Source organism: Syntrophotalea acetylenivorans (assembly GCF_001887775.1).
GTDB lineage: Bacteria > Desulfobacterota > Desulfuromonadia > Desulfuromonadales > Syntrophotaleaceae > Syntrophotalea_A > Syntrophotalea_A acetylenivorans.
The window spans coordinates 810,639-830,699 of the sequence record NZ_CP015519.1 but is presented as its reverse complement, the minus strand read 5'-3'; the positions used below and the strand labels follow the sequence as shown (position 1 = coordinate 830,699).

At 52.4% G+C, this 20,061-nt stretch carries 13 protein-coding genes; 7 read left to right on the top strand and 6 right to left on the bottom strand.

Annotated features, from left to right (window positions below; translation table 11 throughout):
* Positions 1–421: 421 nt before the first annotated feature.
* Positions 422–2,152, top strand: a complete 1,731-nt coding sequence (locus A7E78_RS03780) for an aldehyde ferredoxin oxidoreductase C-terminal domain-containing protein (RefSeq protein WP_072282982.1) — start codon at positions 422–424, stop codon at positions 2,150–2,152.
* A gap of 522 nt (positions 2,153–2,674) precedes the next feature.
* Here the strand turns inward: A7E78_RS03780 and A7E78_RS03770 are convergent.
* The 3 genes from A7E78_RS03770 to A7E78_RS03760 all read right to left on the bottom strand — a co-directional run bounded on the left by A7E78_RS03770 (position 2,675) and on the right by A7E78_RS03760 (position 4,430).
* Positions 2,675–3,022, bottom strand: coding sequence for an RNA recognition motif domain-containing protein (locus tag A7E78_RS03770; protein ID WP_072282980.1), 348 nt, complete (start codon positions 3,020–3,022; stop codon positions 2,675–2,677).
* A gap of 200 nt (positions 3,023–3,222) precedes the next feature.
* Positions 3,223–3,447, bottom strand: coding sequence for a DUF3820 family protein (locus tag A7E78_RS03765; RefSeq protein WP_072282979.1), 225 nt, complete (start codon positions 3,445–3,447; stop codon positions 3,223–3,225).
* The gene (locus tag A7E78_RS03760) at positions 3,444–4,430 is read right to left on the bottom strand and encodes a tRNA-dihydrouridine synthase family protein (RefSeq protein ID WP_235606792.1); all 987 of its coding nucleotides are present in this window, start codon (positions 4,428–4,430) and stop codon (positions 3,444–3,446) included. Before A7E78_RS03760 ends, A7E78_RS03765 begins: the two co-directional genes overlap by 4 nt.
* 234 nt (positions 4,431–4,664) lie before the next feature.
* Here A7E78_RS03760 and A7E78_RS03755 point away from each other — a divergent pair, with 234 nt between their 5' ends.
* The 4 genes from A7E78_RS03755 to A7E78_RS03740 all read left to right on the top strand — a co-directional run bounded on the left by A7E78_RS03755 (position 4,665) and on the right by A7E78_RS03740 (position 8,002).
* Positions 4,665–5,321 (top strand): 3'-5' exonuclease, encoded by a 657-nt coding sequence (locus A7E78_RS03755; protein ID WP_072282978.1) that lies wholly within the window; start codon positions 4,665–4,667, stop codon positions 5,319–5,321.
* A 183-nt stretch (positions 5,322–5,504) separates the two neighbouring features.
* The gene (locus A7E78_RS03750; RefSeq protein WP_072282977.1) at positions 5,505–5,786 is read left to right on the top strand and encodes a peptidylprolyl isomerase; all 282 of its coding nucleotides are present in this window, start codon (positions 5,505–5,507) and stop codon (positions 5,784–5,786) included.
* 158 nt (positions 5,787–5,944) lie between these two features.
* A complete protein-coding gene (locus A7E78_RS03745; RefSeq protein WP_072282976.1) occupies positions 5,945–6,931 on the top strand; it encodes a serine/threonine protein kinase in 987 nt (328 codons plus the stop codon).
* A 168-nt stretch (positions 6,932–7,099) separates the two neighbouring features.
* Positions 7,100–8,002: a class I SAM-dependent methyltransferase gene (locus A7E78_RS03740; RefSeq protein WP_072282975.1), complete on the top strand. Its 903-nt coding sequence runs from the start codon at positions 7,100–7,102 to the stop codon at positions 8,000–8,002.
* Positions 8,003–8,049: 47 nt separating this feature from the next.
* Here A7E78_RS03740 and A7E78_RS03735 read toward each other — a convergent pair whose 3' ends face one another.
* Together A7E78_RS03735 and A7E78_RS03730 are read right to left on the bottom strand one after the other, a co-directional pair.
* Positions 8,050–10,113 (bottom strand): molybdopterin-containing oxidoreductase family protein, encoded by a 2,064-nt coding sequence (locus tag A7E78_RS03735; RefSeq protein ID WP_072282974.1) that lies wholly within the window; start codon positions 10,111–10,113, stop codon positions 8,050–8,052.
* 149 nt (positions 10,114–10,262) lie between these two features.
* Positions 10,263–11,207, bottom strand: coding sequence for a class I SAM-dependent methyltransferase (locus A7E78_RS03730; RefSeq protein ID WP_072282973.1), 945 nt, complete (start codon positions 11,205–11,207; stop codon positions 10,263–10,265).
* A gap of 232 nt (positions 11,208–11,439) precedes the next feature.
* Here A7E78_RS03730 and A7E78_RS03725 point away from each other — a divergent pair, with 232 nt between their 5' ends.
* Positions 11,440–12,981, top strand: a complete 1,542-nt coding sequence (locus A7E78_RS03725) for a sensor domain-containing diguanylate cyclase (RefSeq protein ID WP_072282972.1) — start codon at positions 11,440–11,442, stop codon at positions 12,979–12,981.
* Positions 12,982–13,027: 46 nt separating this feature from the next.
* On the opposite strand, the gene A7E78_RS03720 is transcribed toward A7E78_RS03725, so the two are convergent.
* Positions 13,028–14,788 (bottom strand): B12-binding domain-containing radical SAM protein, encoded by a 1,761-nt coding sequence (locus A7E78_RS03720; RefSeq protein WP_072282971.1) that lies wholly within the window; start codon positions 14,786–14,788, stop codon positions 13,028–13,030.
* A gap of 462 nt (positions 14,789–15,250) precedes the next feature.
* Between A7E78_RS03720 and A7E78_RS03715 the strand changes: the two genes are divergently transcribed.
* The gene (locus tag A7E78_RS03715; protein ID WP_083552650.1) at positions 15,251–20,002 is read left to right on the top strand and encodes an NAD-glutamate dehydrogenase domain-containing protein; all 4,752 of its coding nucleotides are present in this window, start codon (positions 15,251–15,253) and stop codon (positions 20,000–20,002) included.
* The last annotated feature ends 59 nt before the right edge of the window (positions 20,003–20,061 follow it).

Here is a 20,061-nt window from a genome sequence, read left to right as displayed (position 1 = left end):
GCGTACTGGGGTGCGCTCCTTTTCTTTTGAAGGGCGTCTGCAACTGTGGTCGATAGGCCTGGACGATTTTCCCACATACGGACAGGGGGAGTCCAAAATATAATAGCCCTGTCCCGACAAATGGATGGAGGGTCTGGTTCAGGAATTATTGCTATTGGCTGACCATTCTCCGTTATGTGGTAAACTAAATAGCGAAGCGTTTTTACTTGGGTACTCTTGGCAAGGATGATGGTTTGCGATGGCGAAACGCTCTTTTGTGGCCGTTTATGTTCTCAGAGCCTTTACGTTTTACAACTCATGAGGAGGGTCCTTATGGTTGATAGACGAAGGGAGTCCGTTGGAAACAGTGGAACTTCCGGACTTTAAAAGGAGACTTTCACAAACAGCTAGAAAAGTAACCTAACTTAAGGAGGTCCAAAAAATGAACAGAATTTTTCGCGTTAACATGAAAGACCTCACCTGTAAGATCGAAGATGTACCGGAAGCCTGGGCCGGCCTCGGCGGCCGAGGCCTGACTTCCACGATCGTTGCAGCTGAAGTACCTCCCACCTGCCACCCTCTCGGTCCTAACAATAAGCTGGTTTTCGCTCCCGGCCTTCTGACCGGCACCCCGGCCGCTCAGTCCGGTCGTATGTCGGCAGGCGCCAAGAGTCCTCTGACCGGCGGCATTAAAGAGTCCAACGCCGGCGGTACCAGCGCTCAGCAGTTCGCCAAGCTTGGCATCAAGGCCATGATCATTGAAGATAAGCCGGAAGCGGGCAAGTGGTATGAGCTGCACGTTAACAATGACGGAGTTACCTTCCACGACGCTTCGGCCCTCAAAGGCCTGCAGAATTTTGATGTCATCGCCAAGATGGAAGAGAAATATAGTCCGAAAATCGGTGTTTGCTCCATCGGCATCCCCGGCGAAGAGCGCCTGATGGCTGCTAACATCTCCGTCAAAGACCCCGACCACAAGATCCGCAGCCACGGCCGTGGCGGTCTCGGTGCGGTTATGGGCTCTAAGGGAATCAAGTGCATGACCATCGACGATTCCGAAGGCAAGCGGGTTGAAATCGCCGATAAAGATAAGTTCCGCGCTGCCGCCAAGGTTTTCGCCAAGGCCATGCTCGATCATCCGGTCACCGGCGAAGGCCTGCCCATCTACGGCACCAACGTTCTGATCAACATCTTGAACGAAGCTGGTGGTCTGCCCACCAAGAACTTCATGTACGGTTCCTGCGAGCACCACGACAAGGTTTCCGGTGAGACCATGCACGACATTATCTCCAGCCGCGGGGGCCACACCAAGCACGGTTGCCACGCTGGTTGTATCATCCAGTGCTCCCAGGTCTACGTTGACGAAAACAAAGAATATATTACCTCCGGTTTCGAATATGAGACTGTCTGGGGGCTGGGCATCAACTGCATGATCGAAAGTCTCGACGACTGCGCCCGTATCGACAACGCCATGGACAACATCGGCATCGACTCCATCGAAGGTGCTGTATTGATCGCCGTCGCCATGGAAGCCGGGGTTATTCCGTGGGGTGACGGCAAAGAAACCCTGCGCGTGATGAACGAAGAAATCGGCAAGGCCACACCCCTCGGTCGAATTCTCGGTAACGGCACCGCTTCGGTGGGCCATGCGTACGGTCTGACCCGTGTACCGGTTGTCAAAGGGCAGGGCATCCCGGCTTACGACCCCCGTTCGGTTAAAGGGATCGGCATCACCTACGCTACCTCCACCATGGGTGCCGACCACACTGCCGGTTATTCTATCGCTACCAACATCCTGCAGGTTGGCGGTCACGTCGATCCGCTGAAGAAGGAAGGACAGGTTGAACTGTCCCGTAACCTGTCCATCGCTACCGCTGCCGTGGACAGCACCGGTATGTGTATCTTCATCGCCTTTCCGGCTTTGGATATCCCCGAGTGTCTGCCGGCTCTGATCGACATGATCAACGCTCGCTACGGCATCAGCCTTACAGGCGACGACGTCGTTGAGCTCGGCAAGTACATTTTGAAGACTGAAAAGGCCTTCAACGACGCCGCCGGCTTTACTAAAGCCGATGATCGTTTGCCCGAGTTTTTCGAGTATGAGCCGGTTCCTCCGCACAACGCCGTCTGGGACTTCACCCCGGAAGAAATCGACGAATTCTGGAATTTTTAACACTCTTGATAAAGTAAACTGATCAAAGTGGTGAGCACCCGACAAAGGTGCTCACCACTTTTATATTCGGTTATGCATTTTGCTCAAGGCGATAATTAAAAATACAATTGTTTTCAACACGGAGCTCACAGAGGCCACGGAGAAAATCCACAGCCTTATCCCTCAACAATCGAATAATCAGGGGCTTCTGTCCACGGAACACACGGAAAGCACCGAAGATTTAAAAGGTTTTAGTGTGTTCAGTGTATTCCTTAAAAGAGTTCTTCCTTTTGATCCAGGATGGTTGCCACCTCCACTTAACCAACGGGGCGACGACACCTATGTCAATAAGATAGACTTTCCGCGTAACGAATAGGAGCAGCTACGATGGCTGTTTAATGAATTGAGCCGCTCCTGAGAGCGGCTTATTGAACGTAGGTACGCTTATGGCGTTTCAGGTGGGGGGTACACGCAAGACGAAGGTTATGGTGGGTCTGGCTTCTAAGGAAAACGACCATTGCCAGCCCCCGCCCCGATGCGAGGTTATTTCCGTGGACTTTTGCGGCCCGGTTTACGGCGGTTGTTCCCGGTATCTTTGCGCCGCGAATTGTTCTGTTCGCGATCGGTTGTGGCTTCCCGGGGTTTTTTGGGCAGGGCTTCAGTGACGCTGATAACCCGATTGATCAGAAGGGCACCGTCCAGGGTGACGATGGCATCCTTTGCCTGGGCGGCATTCGCCATTTGCACAAAGGCTGTACCCCGGAACAGGCCGGTGCGTGGGTCGTTGAGCAGGCGTACGGATTTCACCGTTCCCGATACGGAGAAAAGATTGCGGAGGTCTTCTTCCGTGGCTTCAAAAGAAATGTTAGCTACATATACGTCTCGTGCCATGATCGGTCCTTTGCTACATCTGGTAAAAATGGCTGCCGAAGCCAAAAGTCAAATCAGCCGTTGCAGTTGAAAGGGCAATTCTAACATATCGGACTTTTAAAAGCATGGTTTGCGTGGAGCAGCCGGTTGAATTTAATCGAAGGGGAGAAGCGGCAACAAGGGACCTGGCCTGGATGTTTTGAGCTACGGATGAACACGTTTCAGCGCAAGGGGTCGAAAAGGTATTCCAGTCCGTTGAGTTTGATTTCATAAATAGTCCGCAGCATGCGCCCAAGTTTTCCCTCGGGAAAGCCCTGCTGGGAAAACCAGACGACGTAAGGCTCGGGCAGATCGATAAGGCGCTGCCCACAATGCTTGCCAAAAGGCATGCGCATTTCCGCAAGTTCAAGCAACAAGGCCGAATCCAGGGTGACAAGTTCGCTCACGGGTTCTCCATCCGTTTGAGTTGAGCCTCAAAGGCTTCGAGGGTTTTTGCTCCACGTAATGCGTCGCAAAGAGATTCGCATCCCACTTCTTGCAGATAGGGCAACAAGCTGCGCAGTTTGGCGAGCACCTGGGATTGACCACAGTAACGCTGGCGATAGTTCGGTAGCAGTTTGCCTAATAAATATAATGCATTGTGCCGTAACTCTATGGCGGTTGGCACGTTTGAGTCTTCATTCCGTAAGCGGGAAAATAGCATTGGGTCTGCCAGAGCGCCACGACCGAGCATCAAGCCGGCGATTCCGGTCTTTTCTAATAGCTGCTGACCCTGCGCGACAGTAGTGATATCACCGTTGGCGATAATAGGCAGCCGGGTGTGCTGCACTGCCTCGGCGGTTATGTTATGATCGGCGGCGCCTGAATATTTCTGTACAACAGTACGGGGATGTAGAACCAGAAAATCGACTCCGGTATCCTCGAAGAGGGGCAGCAGCTTGAAAATTTGCCGCGGTTGATCGTAACCCGCTCGCAGTTTAACCGAGAAACTGCCGGTTACCACTTGGCGCAGGGCGGCGAGAAGGGGCGGAATCTGCTGTGGGAGGTTTAGAAGTTCGCCACCGATGGCGCTGCTGGTGGTGCGGCCAAAAGGACATCCCAGGTTCAGATTGATGTGTCCGACGCCGGAATCCTGCAGGGCTTGGGCCGCCTCAGCCAGCAGGTCCGGCTGGTGGCCGATCAACTGAGCGATCAAGGGGACGCCACGCCGATGTGGAGCAAGGTCCTGAATCTGAGTCGGGCGCAGGTTTCGACGCTTGCCCCCTGCCACGCGAATGAATTCGCTGAACACCACATCGGGACGCACCCATTCGATAAAAAGGCTGCGCAGGCCGCGGTTGCTGAGGCCCTGCATCGGGGCCAGCATTAAAGGTTTGGTGTTGGACCGCCAAGGCAGAGGGGAATTGATAATCGTGGAGTCAGTAGGCAAAAAAACTATTCCTTGTGAGGCGGTTTGAAGGACAAGATGACAGTGGCAGTTAAAGGGAAAACAGGTCATGCTGTCAAGCTTTGATGGCGTCGCAAAAAGTTTGCCCTACGGCGTTACGGCGTTTTTTCAGGATTGAGGCATGCCTTTAGCCGTGAAAAAATACCAAGCCTTCCAGGGCAAAATTTTTGCTTAGCCATCCTGTATGTTTTTGCGAATGTATCAAAGGGAACCAAAGTGGGCGAAGAAAATTTACATCAAAGCGACGGCGGTGTTGTGGTCTTTGACTTTGAAACGAGCGGCATGTCTCCGGAACAAGGCGACCGGGCCATTGAGATCGGTGCGGTGCGATTAGTTGGCGACCGCATCGTCGATCGCTTTCAAAGCCTGATGAATCCCGGGCGTTTTATCAACTCTTTCATTGAGGATTTGACCGGCATAAGCAATGCCATGGTACAGGAGGCCCCACCGGCGGCGGAGATTATGTCCCAATTTTTCCATTTTATCGGTGACTCGCCCCTGGTGGCGCATAATGCCGCTTTTGATCGCCGGTTTCTCGATGCCGAGCTGGCCCTGATCGGCTTAAGGCGTCGACAGGAGATGGCCTGCTCCCTGCTGGTGGCCAGACGCCTCTACCCTGAAGCGCCCAACCACAAATTGCAAACCCTGGTTCATTATCATGATTTGCCGCACAAGGGTACATTTCACCGAGCACTGGCCGATGCAGAAATGACTGCCCATCTGTGGCGGCAAATGGGGTATGATATAGCTTCGACTTATGGCTGTGGTTCTGTGCCCTTTATGATACTTCAGGGGCTGAGCAAGGTCAGTAAAAAACAGGTGGATGCTTATCTGCGGCGGTATGCCGCAGATCTTGGAGCAAAGAGCCGATAACCCGAAAGTTCTATTTACCGCCCGTTCGCTAAGCTCATTCAAGAACGCAGAGAACGCTGAGAAAGTTCCTTACATCGTTTTTTGACTATCTTTGCGACCTCGGCGATCTCTGCGGTAAATGGCTTTCGAATCTCGGTTTAAAGTATGGCAAGGTCGCTAAACAAATAACCAGGGAGAAACTACATGTCAAACGCTCATGCCCGTCATATTATGGTCGCTACCGAAGAAGCCTGCATCGAATTGAAGGCCAAGATTGAAGCCGGCGAGGATTTTGCGGCTTGCGCCACTAAGCATTCCAAGTGTCCCACCGGGCGCCGTGGCGGCAATTTGGGAATCGTCAAGCCAGGCCAACTGGTTACTGAAGTCGATGAAGTGGTTTTCAATGGCGAGCTTCGCACGGTTCACGGACCGGTGAAATCTGAGTTCGGTTATCATCTCATACAAGTACTGAGCCGAACCGATTGATCATTGCGAACGCGTCATATATGTTTCTGAACCCAAAAAGCTGTAGGGACTGGCAACAGGGGAAGCTCTGCAGAGCCCTTTTAAGGTAGTTTTCCAAAGGCCACAGGTCTTGTGTCTGTGGTCTTTAATTTCCAGTGAAACAACGGATTATATTTCCCATGACCGATAAGCAGCATCCTTTTCAGGCTCTTTCTCCGTCATTTATCATGGATGCCGTGGAAAGTTGCGGCTTTGTCTGTGATTGCCGTACCTTGACCTTGAACAGCTACGAAAACCGGGTCTATCAGGTTGGCCTCGAAGAGGGACCGCCGTTAATTGCTAAGTTTTACCGCCCTGAACGGTGGAGTGATGAACAGATTCTTGAGGAACATCAGTTTTGTTTTGAATTGATGGACCATGAACTGCCGGTGGTGGCTCCCTTGATGAACGATCAAGGTGAAAGCCTATTTATCCACGGGTCATTCCGCTTTGCCCTCTATCCCCGGCAGGGCGGCCACGCCCCGGAGCTGGACAACCTCGATAATCTGCTGATTCTTGGTCGTCTTCTGGGGCGTATTCACGGCATCGGAGCTCTTCGTCCTTTTCAACACCGTCCCCGGCTCGATAGTCGCAGCTTTGGACACGACAGTGTCGCCCTGATCAGTGAAAACTTCGTGCCTCCGGAAACCAAGGCCAATTACGACGCCCTTACCGCCGACCTGCTGCAGGCTATCGAGGCCATCTTCGCCGACACAACGGACCTGCGCTATATCCGTGCCCATGGTGACTGCCACAGCGGCAATATTCTGTGGCGCGACGATGCACCCCATTTTGTCGATTTTGATGACGCCCGCATGGCTCCGGCTATTCAGGATCTATGGATGATGCTCTCCGGGGACCGGTCGCGGCAGCATGCCCAGTTGGCGGAATTAGTGGAGGGTTATAACGAGTTTTTCGATTTTCAACCTCGAGAATTACGGTTGATCGAGGCTTTACGGTCCTTGCGCATCCTGCATTTTTCCGCCTGGTTGGCAAGGCGCTGGAACGATCCGACTTTTCCTCATCATTTTTCCTGGTTCAATACCCCCCGTTACTGGGGCGATCACATCCTTGAACTGCGGGAACAGATTGCCGCCCTTAACGAGCCTTTATTGCAGCTGGCTTGATCAATATTACCGTTATGGATGATGGCGTCGCAAAAAGTCTGCCCTCCCGCGTTACGGTGTTTTTCAGATCGCGACATACTAAATGTATGCCTTTACCCCTGAAAAAACACCGGGCATTGCCGGACGAAATTTTTGCTTAGCCATCCTGTAAGTTTTTGCGAGTACCTCATGGATATCATTGCTCGGGAAATACTCCGTCATCTGCCAAAGGCAGGAGAGAGTCGACGTCTGTTTCACGGTCGCGGCCATTGTTTCGCCGGTTTCAACGATCTGGTCATCGACTATTATCCGCCAATCGTGCTGGTTATTCTCTACCGGGAGCGGCCTCAGGACTGGTTGATAGAGTTGACCGAATTGTTGATGGCGGCGTTGCCCCTTGCTCCCGAAGGTATCGTGCTGCAGGAACGTTTTCGCTCGGGGGCGCCGAGCCGGCTGCTGCAGGGGATTCTCCCCGACGACGTCGAAGCGAATGAAGATGGCTTGCGGTATCGTCTGCGTCTGGGTGACGCGCAGAATGTCGGTTTTTTTCCCGACATGGCCGTAGGAAGGCGGTTGTTGCGGGAGAACGCAAAGGATAAACGGATACTTAACCTGTTTGCTTACAGTTGTTCTTTTTCTGTCGCGGCTTTGGTTGGCGGGGCCGAACAGGTGGTCAACCTTGATATGAATCGGGGGGCCTTGGAATTGGGGCGCCTCAATCATCGCATCAACCATATTGATCTTCGCCGGACGAGCTTTTTGCCGATGGAGTTGTTTCGCAGTTTCGGACGCTTAAGACGCTGTGGTCCCTTTGATTTGATCGTATGTGATCCACCGGCCAGCCAGGGCAAGAGTTTTACCGCCGAGCGTCACTGGCCGAAACTGATACGCCGTCTGCCCGAACTTCTTACTCCTCATGGTGAGGTGCTGGCTTGTTTGAGCACCCCGACCATGACCATCACTCAACTGCGGCAGATGTTTACCGAACTGCTGCCGACTGCCCGCCTTGTGGAACGTCACACCCCCGATGAAGACTTTCCTGAAGCCGATATTGAACGCGGCACCTCGGTTTTACACTACCGTTTGAACTGAACCAATCCCTTGGGCTGTCGCCCTCAGTTCTGTTGCTAACACGGTTGTTACGGGTGACGTTGCAACTTTCGTAACCGGCACATGAAACTGCGATTACTTGGCGTGCCGGTAATGGGGTTGCGACGATAATCGTCAGTCAGGTTATTAAGGTTAGCAGACGGCTCGTTTTCTCCCCAGCCCCAGGCGATTCGCACCGTGCCCGGTTTCATATCCCTGTCGATTCGACCTGTCAGGGTTATTCTCCCCCGGGGGCTCGTTAATTCGACCTGGTCGCCGTTACTGATGTCGAGATTTTTTGCGTCGTTGGGATGAATATCGACTGTGGGGCAGGATTCTTGTTGTCGCAGCATCGGTACATGATGAAACTGGGAATGGGTGAAGCAACTACTGCGTGCTCCGCTGATTCCGATCAAGGGATAGTCGTCAGCTTGCCCGGCGAAGCTGATGGGATTGTCGAATCGACCATCGGCGAAGGGCACCGCTGAAAACCCGGCTTTTTGTAAGCGCTCGGAAGCGAATTCGACCTTCCCGGATGGGGTGGCGAATCCCTTCTCTCTGTATTTCTGGTGCTCTAACGGGGCGGTGCGAATGCCTTCTGGTTCTTCACGCAGGGCAGCGACGGTCACACCGGAAGGTTCGAGTTGATAGTCAATGGCTTCCTCGACACATTTCCAGGGGAACTCATCTTTAAGGCCGAGTCTTCGGCCCAGTTCAAAGATGATTTTCCAGTCGGGCCAGCTATTATGAAGCGGTTCGACCACCTGATTTTGCAAAACCACTAGACTGTGGCGCAGATAAGCCCGGTTGAGTTGGGTCTTTTCAAAACAGCTGCAGGCCGGCAGAATAACGTCGGCATGCAGGGCGGTGCGGGTCATGAACAGGTCAATGACTACCAGAAAGTCGAGTTGGGAGAGCGCTTGATTGACCCGAGTTGAATCGGTCATGGTGACCGCCGGATTGCCCGATTGGACCACCAGAGAATTTATTGGATAGGGCTTTCCTTCCAGAATGGCGTCAACGACACAGGACTGGGCGTGCAGTCCCCAGTTGTGGTGAAAAGTGCTGAACAGGGGATAGTCGCTGGTAACCGGGCAACGGTCCTTTGGTAAGCACTCCTTCAGTTGGATGTTGCGGGCCTTTACCGGCTGAGGGATTAAATCGCCTCCGGCCCGGTCGAGGTTTCCGCTCAAGGCTCTGAGCATGGCTACGGCCCGGGTCGCATCGAAGACTTCAAATTGCATATCCAGACCGTTGCCGTCGATGATGCAGGCCGTTTCACTCTGTGCGTAGAGTTGGGAGGCTGCTTGAATATCCGCCGGATGCAAGGACAACTGTTCGGCGATGTCTTCGGCTCGATAGAATGCGGCTGCCTGGCGTAGGTCTTCAAATCCGGTAGTCCATTGGGCGACAAACTCGGTGTCGTACCAGCCGCAACGGATTATCTGGTCGATCATGGCCATCGCCAGCGGCCCGTCGTGGGCCGGTTTTATCTGCAGCCAGATGTCGGCCATAGCCGCCAGTCCGGTACGAACCGGATCGACCACGATCAGTCGGGCGCCCCGTTCCCGGGCTTGCATTATGGCATCGTAGGCCGGTGGATTGGTGTGCTGATCATTTTTCCCCCAGATTACTATGCAGTCGCTCTTTTGTATCTGAGGGATGGTCATGGCCCCGTAGGTATAGTTGTGAGCCATCTCCCTGGCGACATGGCAGACCGAGCCGTTGCCGATGCTGTTCGGCGAACCGAAGGCGTTCATCAGCCGGTTGACATAGTCCCAGGGAGCTCCCCAATCTGCCGCCATACCCCGTAGCCACGCCACCGTTTCGGCACCATGCTGTTGCCGGCATTGGAGCAGGCGGCTAGCCACCAGATCAAGGGCTTCGTCCCAGGACGCTTCAAGGTAGCTGTTGTCCGCCTGGCGTATCAGGGGATGCCGCAGCCTTGCTGGTGAATAGACGATGTCGGCTGACGCCTCCAGCTTTGGGCATAGCCATGCTTTATCCGGGGGAAGAGAGGTCTTTCGTTTAGCGGCGACAATTCGGCCTTGTTCAACATGGGCAGTGATCGGGCAACAGGAGGAACAGAGTCGGCAAACAGTATCGACTTGCATGGCATAAGTCTCCCGGGTGGCTGTCGGTCTTGACGCGCCGAAACGAAAATTATGAGGAAATTACAGGGCTATTTGGCGATAATTATCTGGAAACTATGCCGATCGAGCGATTTCGCAATCGGCTTATAGTAACCCTGACGGGCTCCCATTCAAGGATTACGATCCGCCTTGATGTAGCAGCTTCGAATCAGTTCGAAATGGTTGCAGTGGGTGCGTATTTTCCACCACACCTGTCCTTGTTGATTAATTTCCCAGGCCGGTTTTAAGAAATTTCCGTGGTCCTGCAACAAGGTTATGAGATTGTCCATGCCCCGTCCGGCATGGCGGCCTTTCGAAGTTCCTCCCAGCCAATCTTCTTCTGCCGCTACTTCCGTCGACCAGGAAAAAGGATCTGAAAACAGCAATTGGGCTTTGTCATCCCGGGCAATGCGGTTAAGTTCGGTCAGATGCTGCAATGGTTTGGGTACCTTGTCTATCAGGTTCAAAGAGGCCAACGTAGCGAAACTGTCTTGGCGAAAGGGCAGGGCGAGAGCGTCGCCGACGATAAAGTCGATATTTTTCGTTGGCCATTGTTTGGGCAGAGTGATGGTCTCTTCCCGTGTCAGTACCCCTTCGATGGCAAGGTTGACTTTTATCTTTCCAGTTAACAACAGGTTCCGGGCAGCCTTGACAAATGCATAGGAGTTGTCCACACCGATGACCTGGTCGCATTTTCGGGCTAACTCAAATGAGAAGCGCCCGACAGCGGCACCGATATCAATACCCAATCCGTTTTTTGAGTTAAGTAATGCAGCCCACTGATGATAGGCGTCCGAGGCAGCAGGGTCTTTTAGGAGATCGCCGAAATGACTCCAGAGGTAAGAAGACAGCACTGAAGCTGTTTCATATTTTGAAGGTATAAAGCCCTGAACCTGATTCGCTACAGACAGAAAAGCGACCCCCTCGCGGATCGGATAGTTGCGGCTGCAGGTCTTACAGGTCAACTGGCCAGAGATAATGTCCTCTTGTTGTATTTGGAGTGCGTCAGGTTGCAAGGGGCGTTCATCCGGCAAGCAAGCCGGGCAAATCAGTAAATCCAGCAGAAATGTTTTCATTCGCTTCCCTCATTAATGACCTTGGAACGCCTAGTCGATTTTACTTGGTAATATATTACCGTAAATTTTCCAGGCTACTGCACGCATCGCGTCATTAGGCACTCCCGTGGATTGAACGGTACAAGAAAATAGTTGAAATATTAATGCTCTTATGGACTAATGAGGGATTGTAGGGATTATTCAAAGGCGGCCATCAACGATGACTGATGGGACTAAAGGGAGCATTGGGTTTATGAATAAAGAAGAAGTCTTAGAGTCGGTATTGCACTCGGACGTATTGCCGACCCTTTCTCCTGTGGCATCGCGGCTGATTACCATTACCGCTAAGGAAGACACCACTATTAGCGATATTGCCGATTTGGTGTCCAAAGACATCTCCCTGTCGGCCAAAATTCTTAAGGTGGTCAATTCGGCCTTCTACAGCTTTCCCCAGTCGATTGTGACCATTCAACAGGCTGCCTCCATTCTCGGCACCAATGCGGTTCGCAGTCTGGTGTTATCATTTTCTTTTCTGCAGCCCAGTCGTAGTGATGAGGGCAGTTTTGACTATGCTCTTTTCTGGGAACAGTCCCTTACCGAGGCGGTCGCGGCCCGCCGATTGATGGCGGCTATCGATAAAGACGCTGCCGAAGAGGCTTTTGTGGCTGGCCTGCTGCAGAACCTTGGGATCTTAATACTGGCCCGCGCTTTCCCCGAAAAATACCAGCAGGTCGAGCAGATTATCGAAAAAGAAGGAAGGATCCGGAGCCAGGTAGAAAACGAATTGATCGGGGCCGATCACGCCTATATCGGTAGTGAGGTGACCCGCAGTTGGGGGTTTCCTGACGCCCTGGTATTGCCTTTGCGCTATCATTCCGCTCCAGCGGATTGTGGTTGTGACGCAACCATTCAGAGGCTTTGTCAGGTCGTCTATTTATCCGGATTGATATCCAAGGTTTACCGCAGTAACGCTCCCGATACGATTGTGGCGCGTTTCCATGAGCAGGCGCAGAAATTTCTTGGTTTGGAAGAGCGGGTGTTGAAGGATTTTCTCGATAACGTGCATGCCGAAGTGAACCAGACCGCCGACTATTTCGAATTCAGTATTAACGAACAGAAATCCATTGCCGAAATTCTGCAGATCGCCAATGCTGAATTGAGCGTGCTCAATCTCAGTTACGAGGAGATGAATCGAGCACTGGTGGAAAAGACCGTCAAGCTTGAACTTTTAACCGCTGAATTGGAAAAGAAAAACCACCAGCTGGAACTTTTGGCCAATATTGATGGACTGACTCAAGCCTATAACCATCGCTATTTCCAGAATTTTCTCGATCAGGAGATCAATCGCTCCAAGCGTTATAGCCGCTCGCTGGCGCTGCTGTTTGCCGATATCGATCATTTTAAAAAACTTAACGATACCTTTGGTCATCAGGTCGGCGATGAGGTACTGCGCCAATTCTGTGATGTTTGCCGGGCCGAATTACGGGAGTACGATCTGTTTTCCCGCTACGGTGGCGAGGAGTTCGCAGTGGTGCTGCCTGAAACTGCTATTAAGGAGGCTGAAGCGGTAGCTGAAAAACTCCGTCTGGCTATTGCCCGGCACAACTTCGAGCATGACCATGAAAGCCTTCGTGTTACGGCTAGTTTCGGAATTTTCGCCATGAATCCGGCCACGGAATCCTTTACCAAAAACGAAATGATCAGTTTTGCCGATCAGGCGATGTTTCAGGCGAAGAAAAAAGGCCGAAATCAGGTGGTGGTTTATAACAGTAAGAAGAAGTGGTTTGGCCGCTGAGTCTGGGAGTCCTAAAGGACGTAAAGGGGCTCCCGGCTGCTGATGATCAACGGGCCTGAATAAGCATCCCGGCTTCCAGGACCTTGGCAACAAATTTCGCTGAAGGTGGTTCGGCAGGAGTATGGGAATCGAGGCTTTTTAAAAAATCGCCCTGTTCCCGGGTGAGGGGATATAGCTGCAGTTCGTCCTGATAAAGGTAACAACAATATTCGCTATTAACGGGCTCTGCAAAAAATGTCAGCTCTTCCAGGTCGGTGATACCGTCCGCCAGGTGTTGCAATAGCTGTTCTGGATCGTAGTTGAAGGTGACGAAGACAGAGTCCGGGTTGAGATAGAGTTCTCCTGCTTTCAAGCCAGACGGTGCTTTAAATACTGGGTCACGAAGTAAAGGCTCAACGGCACCGAAGTAGGCAATCAGATCGGAGGCCAAAGCGGCAACCTCCGGTTGCTGCCGCTGTTTGAACTGATCGGCGACGAAACTCTGCTGCAAGGGCAACGGATCATCCGGAGGTATTTCGGGCAGGACCGAGGCAAGGCGAGAAAAGAATTCAGACGGTACCAAATCCAGACCATCCAGGACCATGGCAAACCAGGGGACGGCCCGTCCGCGATTATAAAAGAAGTCACAGGCGGCACCGATTCGGGCCGCCTGTGTTATTTCAGCGCTGGTGAAGGTGTTGGAAGAGCGCACCTTGTAGGGGGCATGCTGTTGGTATTCCAGCCCCAGTCCGGTGGCGGTATCAGCCAGCCGTGTTCCCGGTAAAACCGCAAGAGGAAAGATGTCCAGGTGGTTAGGTATCAGTCCAAGGGCGAAGTCGAGACTGGCAAGAAACCCTGCCAGGCTGTCTCCGGGCAAACCATAGATGAGATCAAAACCGTAGCTTACTCCCGCCAGATGTAGCAGGTGCACCTTGTCCGTGAATTCTTCCCGGTCGAAATCACGATTGATCATTCGAAGAACTTTGGCATCCGCACTCTGCAGGCCGATTTGCAGGGAACAGTCGATGCTGGCAAACAGCTCCGCCAACTCATGGTCAAGGAGCTCGGCACGGATTTCCAGACTATAATGGAGGCCCTGACCCTCTTTGGCCATAATTCCCAGAAGTTCTTTAGCTGTTTGCTTGTGGTAGTTAAAGGTCGGGTCGAGAACAAAAACCTCCCTGACTCCCAAAGAAGCAAAGAGTTGAAGTTCGGCGCGTGCCCTCTGCAGGGGGAAGCGGCGTACAATGGCGCTGCCCCTGGATTCAAAGCAGAAATCACACCGGTAGGGGCAGCCGCGGGAAAGCTCCCACAAGACACCGCCGCCCGGGGTTGGCCGCAACATCCCTGTAAGGTAAGGAGAGGGGAGGTCACCCAAGTCAGGAATGCTCTCAACGGCCATCAGTTCCGAAGGCTTTGGTGCCTGACCTTGAAGTAAGTTGCCCAGGAATGTAATGACTTTTTGCTCTCCTTCTCCGGTCAAAACAAAATCGAGATCAACGATTTCTTCCAGAGAGAGGGGATTGGCTGTAGCCTCGGGACCGCCGGCAAGCAGGATCAGGTTGGGGTTTGCACTTTTCAGATGGTGGGCGATATCCAGGGCCAATTCACGATTCCAGACCGTTATGGAGAGCCCGACGATGTCCGGTTGATGCCTGAGGATTTCTTTGGCACAGTCCGTAACGGACTGCTGGAGGGTACAATCGATCAGGGTAGTGTTGACCTGTTCTCCAAGGTCCTTTTCAACAGCCGCTGCAAGCATGGCCGTGCCCAGGGGGATGGCTCGTAAAGAATGATCGATGTGGATAGAAACCAAGGCTAATTTCATGGTGTTTCTTTCGGTGTTTCAATGGTTTAAATATCAAGTCGGTCATACTATCCGGTTCTCTAACAGACAGTCAAATGAATAAAACACTGCGTAACAATCAGCATCGGCGGCTTTTACAACTATCTTATACTCTTTAATCGGTGTATCGGTGGACTGCCTTATCCATGTGGATATTTGACGCTAAGGTCGCCCGCAATTTCGGCGAGATGGCCGGAATCCCCGCTAACGAAATTACATTCTGGCGTCAATCCGCTATAAAGACCTTTCAGAGTCGTTGTCTCTGAATTGTTTCCTGTCCTGTAATCCCTTAAAACAGATACCTGGCTATTGGCCTGTTTCCTAATGTTTGTTATGCTTTCCATAAGGTTTTTGCGAACGCATCCTGATAAGATTTAAACAGGTTCTGTTCGAGGGATTACTTGTAGTTCTTGCCTTCCTGATGTCCATCGAAAGTGAAATGTAATGAAAATACAGGTGCAGACCGGTGTCAACCTCAGGGCGCAACTGGCTGAGCAACTTGATCTTGCTTTTAATCTGCTTGGTCAGGATACAACTCGCGATACCTTGCGCCGTCTGAAACAATTGATCAAAGCTTTTAAAGATCATGCTTCGCCCGCCCTGGTTGAAGGGCTTTCTCCCCCTGAATTAGCCGAGCTGCTTAAACAGTTTTTACATTTTATCGAGGTCCGCCCCGAGCGAGGCGAGGCCCGGATTCTGCCTTCAGGGGTGTCTGGTCAGATGCTGCTTTTGATCTGTGCTCCTGACGTTCCTTTTTTGTTCGATTCCATCCAGACCCTTCTTAAGCGCCGTGAAGTTCGTTTTCGGGTTTTCGCTCATCCCGTTTTGCATACTAGAATGAGTGCCAAAGGCAGACGCCTTTCCGCGGGGAGAGGCCATAACGCCCAAGCTGATTCTTTTATCCTGATAGCCCTCAAGGGGGTTGTTGAAAAACAACTTGGTCCTTTGTTGGTGAGGGTTCAGGAACAACTGTATGCCATGCAGCTGCTTGAAGAAGACCGCAGTGTCATGGAAAAGCAACTGGCCCACCTTGCCGGTATCGCTTCCAAGCAACAGTTTCATCATTTCTGGAAATGGTTGCATGAAGGCAACTTTCAGCCTGTGTCCTATCGTGCCATTGAGGTTCGGCGCGACGATCAGGAAAAGGTTTGGATTTGTCAGGAGCCCGGATCGGCTCTTGGCATGACTACTCACTGGCGGGAGTTAGCCTGTTGTGAAGATCGGGAGGCCGTGGATACGGAGCTCCGGTTTGGAGAGCAACTGCTGCGCAGTGGGCCGGTAGTGGTCGCTCATACCGAGCGGCCGAGTCCTTTTCACTGGGATGAAAAGCTTTTTTATATTGGTCTACGGGAACCGGGTGCTAATAGCTGGTGCGAACACGCCTTTCTTGGTGTATTTACGCGACAGGCCAGTTTGCAACAGAGTAGTGATGTTCCGGCTTTACGTCGACGCATTGCCAGTGCTTTGCATGACCTGTCAATTCGCACCGATAGTCACGACTATCGCAAAACCTTTGAACTGCTCGATTCCTTTCCCAAAGTTGAGCTGTTTTTTATGACCCAGGCCGAGCTGCAGCAGGTGGTTCGTTCCTTCACTATCCTCTATCGATATGAAACGGTTCGAGTCGTCGCAGTACCTAGTCTTGCGGTTGAAGGCCTGACTCTGGTGGTGATGATGCCCCGTGAATTTCATAGTCGTGACAGTTTGAGGCGGATGGAACAATATTTGCGGCGCTGCTGCCATAGCGATGCCGTCGATGTGCGGGTGATGCAGATTCTTTCCGATTATGTAACCCTGCATGTGGCCCTGGCGCCTCCTCAGAGCGAAGTACGTCTGGATCTGTCTCGCTTGCAGCGAGGCTTAAGTCGCATCGGTCAACCCTGGCACAGCAAGTTGCGTCAATTGCTGGAAAAGGATTATGGGTTGTCTGAGGGGGGTAAGCTGTGGCGCCGGTATCAGACCGCTTTTTGTCGCGAATATCTTACTTTGGTTCATCCCCGTTTTGCCCTGCGCGACCTCAAGTCTATTGAGCAGCTTTTAACCGATGGTCAGGAACATTTTGCCCTGTGGGGGCCCTTCGTCGCTTTAAAGGGTTTTTGCCGGCTGCAGTTTTACAGCCTGCAGGAAACCTATCTCAATGAGTTGATGCCGATCCTGGAAAATTTCGGTTTGGCGGTGGTCGAAGAAATGGACTTTGAGGTGGCCGCCGAAGGGCGAGTGGTCTTCATCAAAAGTTTTACGGTGCGCCGCTACGAAGAGAACCGGGAGCCCCTGAGCCATGAAGTCCGCGAACTACTCCTCTTTGCTCTACAGGCTGTGCGTAGGCAATTGGTGGCCAATGATCCATTGCACCGCCTGCTATTGAGTTGTGGACTTTCATGGCGGCAGATCGATGTGTTCCGTTGTTACATTCATTATTACATTCAGTTGGGTGGTCCGTACGGCCAGGCCCGGTTGATGGCAGCGCTGGTTGATAATCCGCAAGTTGTTTTGCTGCTTAACCGGTACTTTACGGCTCGATTTTTCAACGGGGCCGATGCCGAGGCAGCCTTAGAAAAAGAAGAGCTTCTGCTGCCGCCCCTGCGGTATGAGCTGACTGTCGCTCTTAAGCAAGTTACGGATATTAATCAGGATCGCATTCTGCGTTCGCTATTCAATCTTATCGACGCCACGGTTAGGACCAATTTTTTCTGTTCCGAGTCTCAACAACATCCCTTGGCCATTAAATTGGATACTCTGGGAATTCTGGATCTGGACCATCCCCGGTCGCGATTTGAAATATATGTTCATAGCGCCACTATGGAAGGCATTCATCTGCGCGGCGGAAATATTGCCCGGGGTGGTATTCGTTGGTCGGATCGGCTCGATCTGCGCAACGAAATTCTGGGATTGATGAAGACCCAGATGACCAAGAATGCGCTTATTGTGCCCACCGGGTCAAAGGGCGGCTTCCGGGTTAAAACTCCTTTCATCGATCGAAACGAAGGGGCCGCTCTGTCTGAAATTGCTTACCGCGACTTTATGAAGGCCTTGCTCGATGTAACGGATAACCGGGTCGGCGGGAAGGTGGTGCATCCTCCGGGGGTGGTTGTTTACGATGGCGAGGATCCTTATCTGGTGGTCGCAGCCGATAAGGGGACCTCTCATTTGCCGGATACGGCCAATGCCATCGCCGAGAAATATCACTATTGGCTGGGCGATGCTTTTGCCAGTGGCGGTTCTCACGGCTATGATCATAAAAAATTGGGTATCACCGCGCGGGGGGCCTGGGTCAGCGTTCAACGCCATTTTCGCGAAATGGGGATTGATATTCAACGGCAGCCGATAACGGTGATAGGTATCGGCGATATGGGAGGGGACGTATTCGGAAATGGCATGTTGCGTTCTCAGCAAATCCGCTTGCTTGGAGCTTTCAACCATCAGCATATTTTTATCGACCCCGACCCCGATACAGTGCGTTCTTTTGCCGAGCGGCAGCGACTTTTCAATTTGCGTCTGGGTTGGGATGAATACAATCCTGATCTCATTTCGCCAGGGGGAGGAGTTTTTTCCCGGGATGCGAAGGACATTCCCCTTTCCGATGAAATGCGGACATGGCTGGGAGTCTCCCATGCTTCAACGGACGGCCCCGGTTTGATCCGTTTGTTGCTGACAGCACCTGTCGACTTGTTGTGGAACGGTGGCATCGGCACCTATGTCAAAAGTGGTAGCGAAACTCATCAGCAGGTGAGTGATCGCATCAACGACGGTGTGCGGGTCGATGCCCAGCAACTTCAGGTACCTGTGGTGGGGGAGGGCGGAAACCTCGGTTTTACTCAACAGGCCCGGATCGATTACGCGTTGGCCGGCGGGCGAATTAATACCGACGGTATAGATAATGCCGGTGGCGTCGCCTGTTCCGATCGTGAGGTTAATATCAAGATACTGTTGCTTCAATTACAAGAGCAAGGGGTTCTTGGTTGCCGCGAAGAACGGGATCGATTGCTGGAAGATCTTACTGAGGCGGTAAGCGACTCGGTCCTGGCGGATTGCTACGGCCAGGGCTTGTGCCTTAGCCTCGATAAACATCGCTGTGAGGATGATCCTGCCCCCTTCATGGCACTGATTGAGCATCTGGTGAACAGCGGACTTCTCGACCGACAGAACGAAACCTTGCCGACGGTGGAGAAGTTGCAGAACCGTGGATTTAAGTCGCTGACCAGGCCCGAACTTTCGGCGGTGTTGGCCTACAGCAAGATGTATTTAAAACATAAATTGCTGCAAAGCACTCTGCCGCAGCAATCGGTCGGTCAACAGTGTCTGGTTAAATATTTCCCCCAAGTGCTGCAGGACCGCTTTTCCGGTCTTTTAGTCACTCATCCCTTGGCTTCTGAGATTGCGGCCACCGTCTTAACGAATTCTTTGATCAATCAGGCCGGTTGCACCTTTATACATCGCCTGACAGAAGAGACAGGGGCGACCACCGCTGAACTCGTCTCGGCTTATCTGACCTTTGATCTGTTGCTGGGGGGGAGAGCATTACGGCGGCAGATAGCTGATCTCGACAACCGTTTGCCACCTGTTGAACAGTATGGTTTGCTGCATCGGTTGGAGTCCTGTCTAGAGGCTTTGAGTCGCTGGAGTTTGCTGCAGGACATGGAGATTGAGCCTGCCGAACCGTTACTGGGTCGCCTGGCCAATGATTTAAAGAGCTTTACCGCCATTCAAAAGCAATTATTGCCTGAAGCTACGCGGCTTGAGATCGAGGGGGAACAAAAACGTTTGCGCGAGGCGGGGATTAACGACGACTACGCGTGGCAGGTGGTTCTGTTGCCTCAGCTTCGTCATTTTCTGCCCGTGGTGTCTCTTATGAACAAAACCGGTCAGGACCTGGCCGATGCCGCCAAGCTTTATGCAGAGGTGAGAGCTGGCCTTGAACTGGCAACTTTAGAGCAACGTCTTCAGCAGGTGCCGGTCAGCAGTCCCTGGGATCGTTTGGCTCGCCGTACACTCTTGGATAAGGTCGCTGAACTAGGTTTTACTTTGCCGTTGGCCGTCTGGAACAAGAATGCCGGCGATCAAAGCGCCTTTTTCGCTGATCGGCCAACCCGTCTGGCAAGCTACCGTCAATTGCTGGATGGCATTCGAGAAGGAGTTTTGCCAAGTTACAACGTCTTTACGGCTTTGGCGGGAACGCTGGAGGCATTACTGCATTAAACTTCAGGACGAAAAACTACCAGCAATCGCCAGGAAACGTTCTGAAACAAAAACCTGGA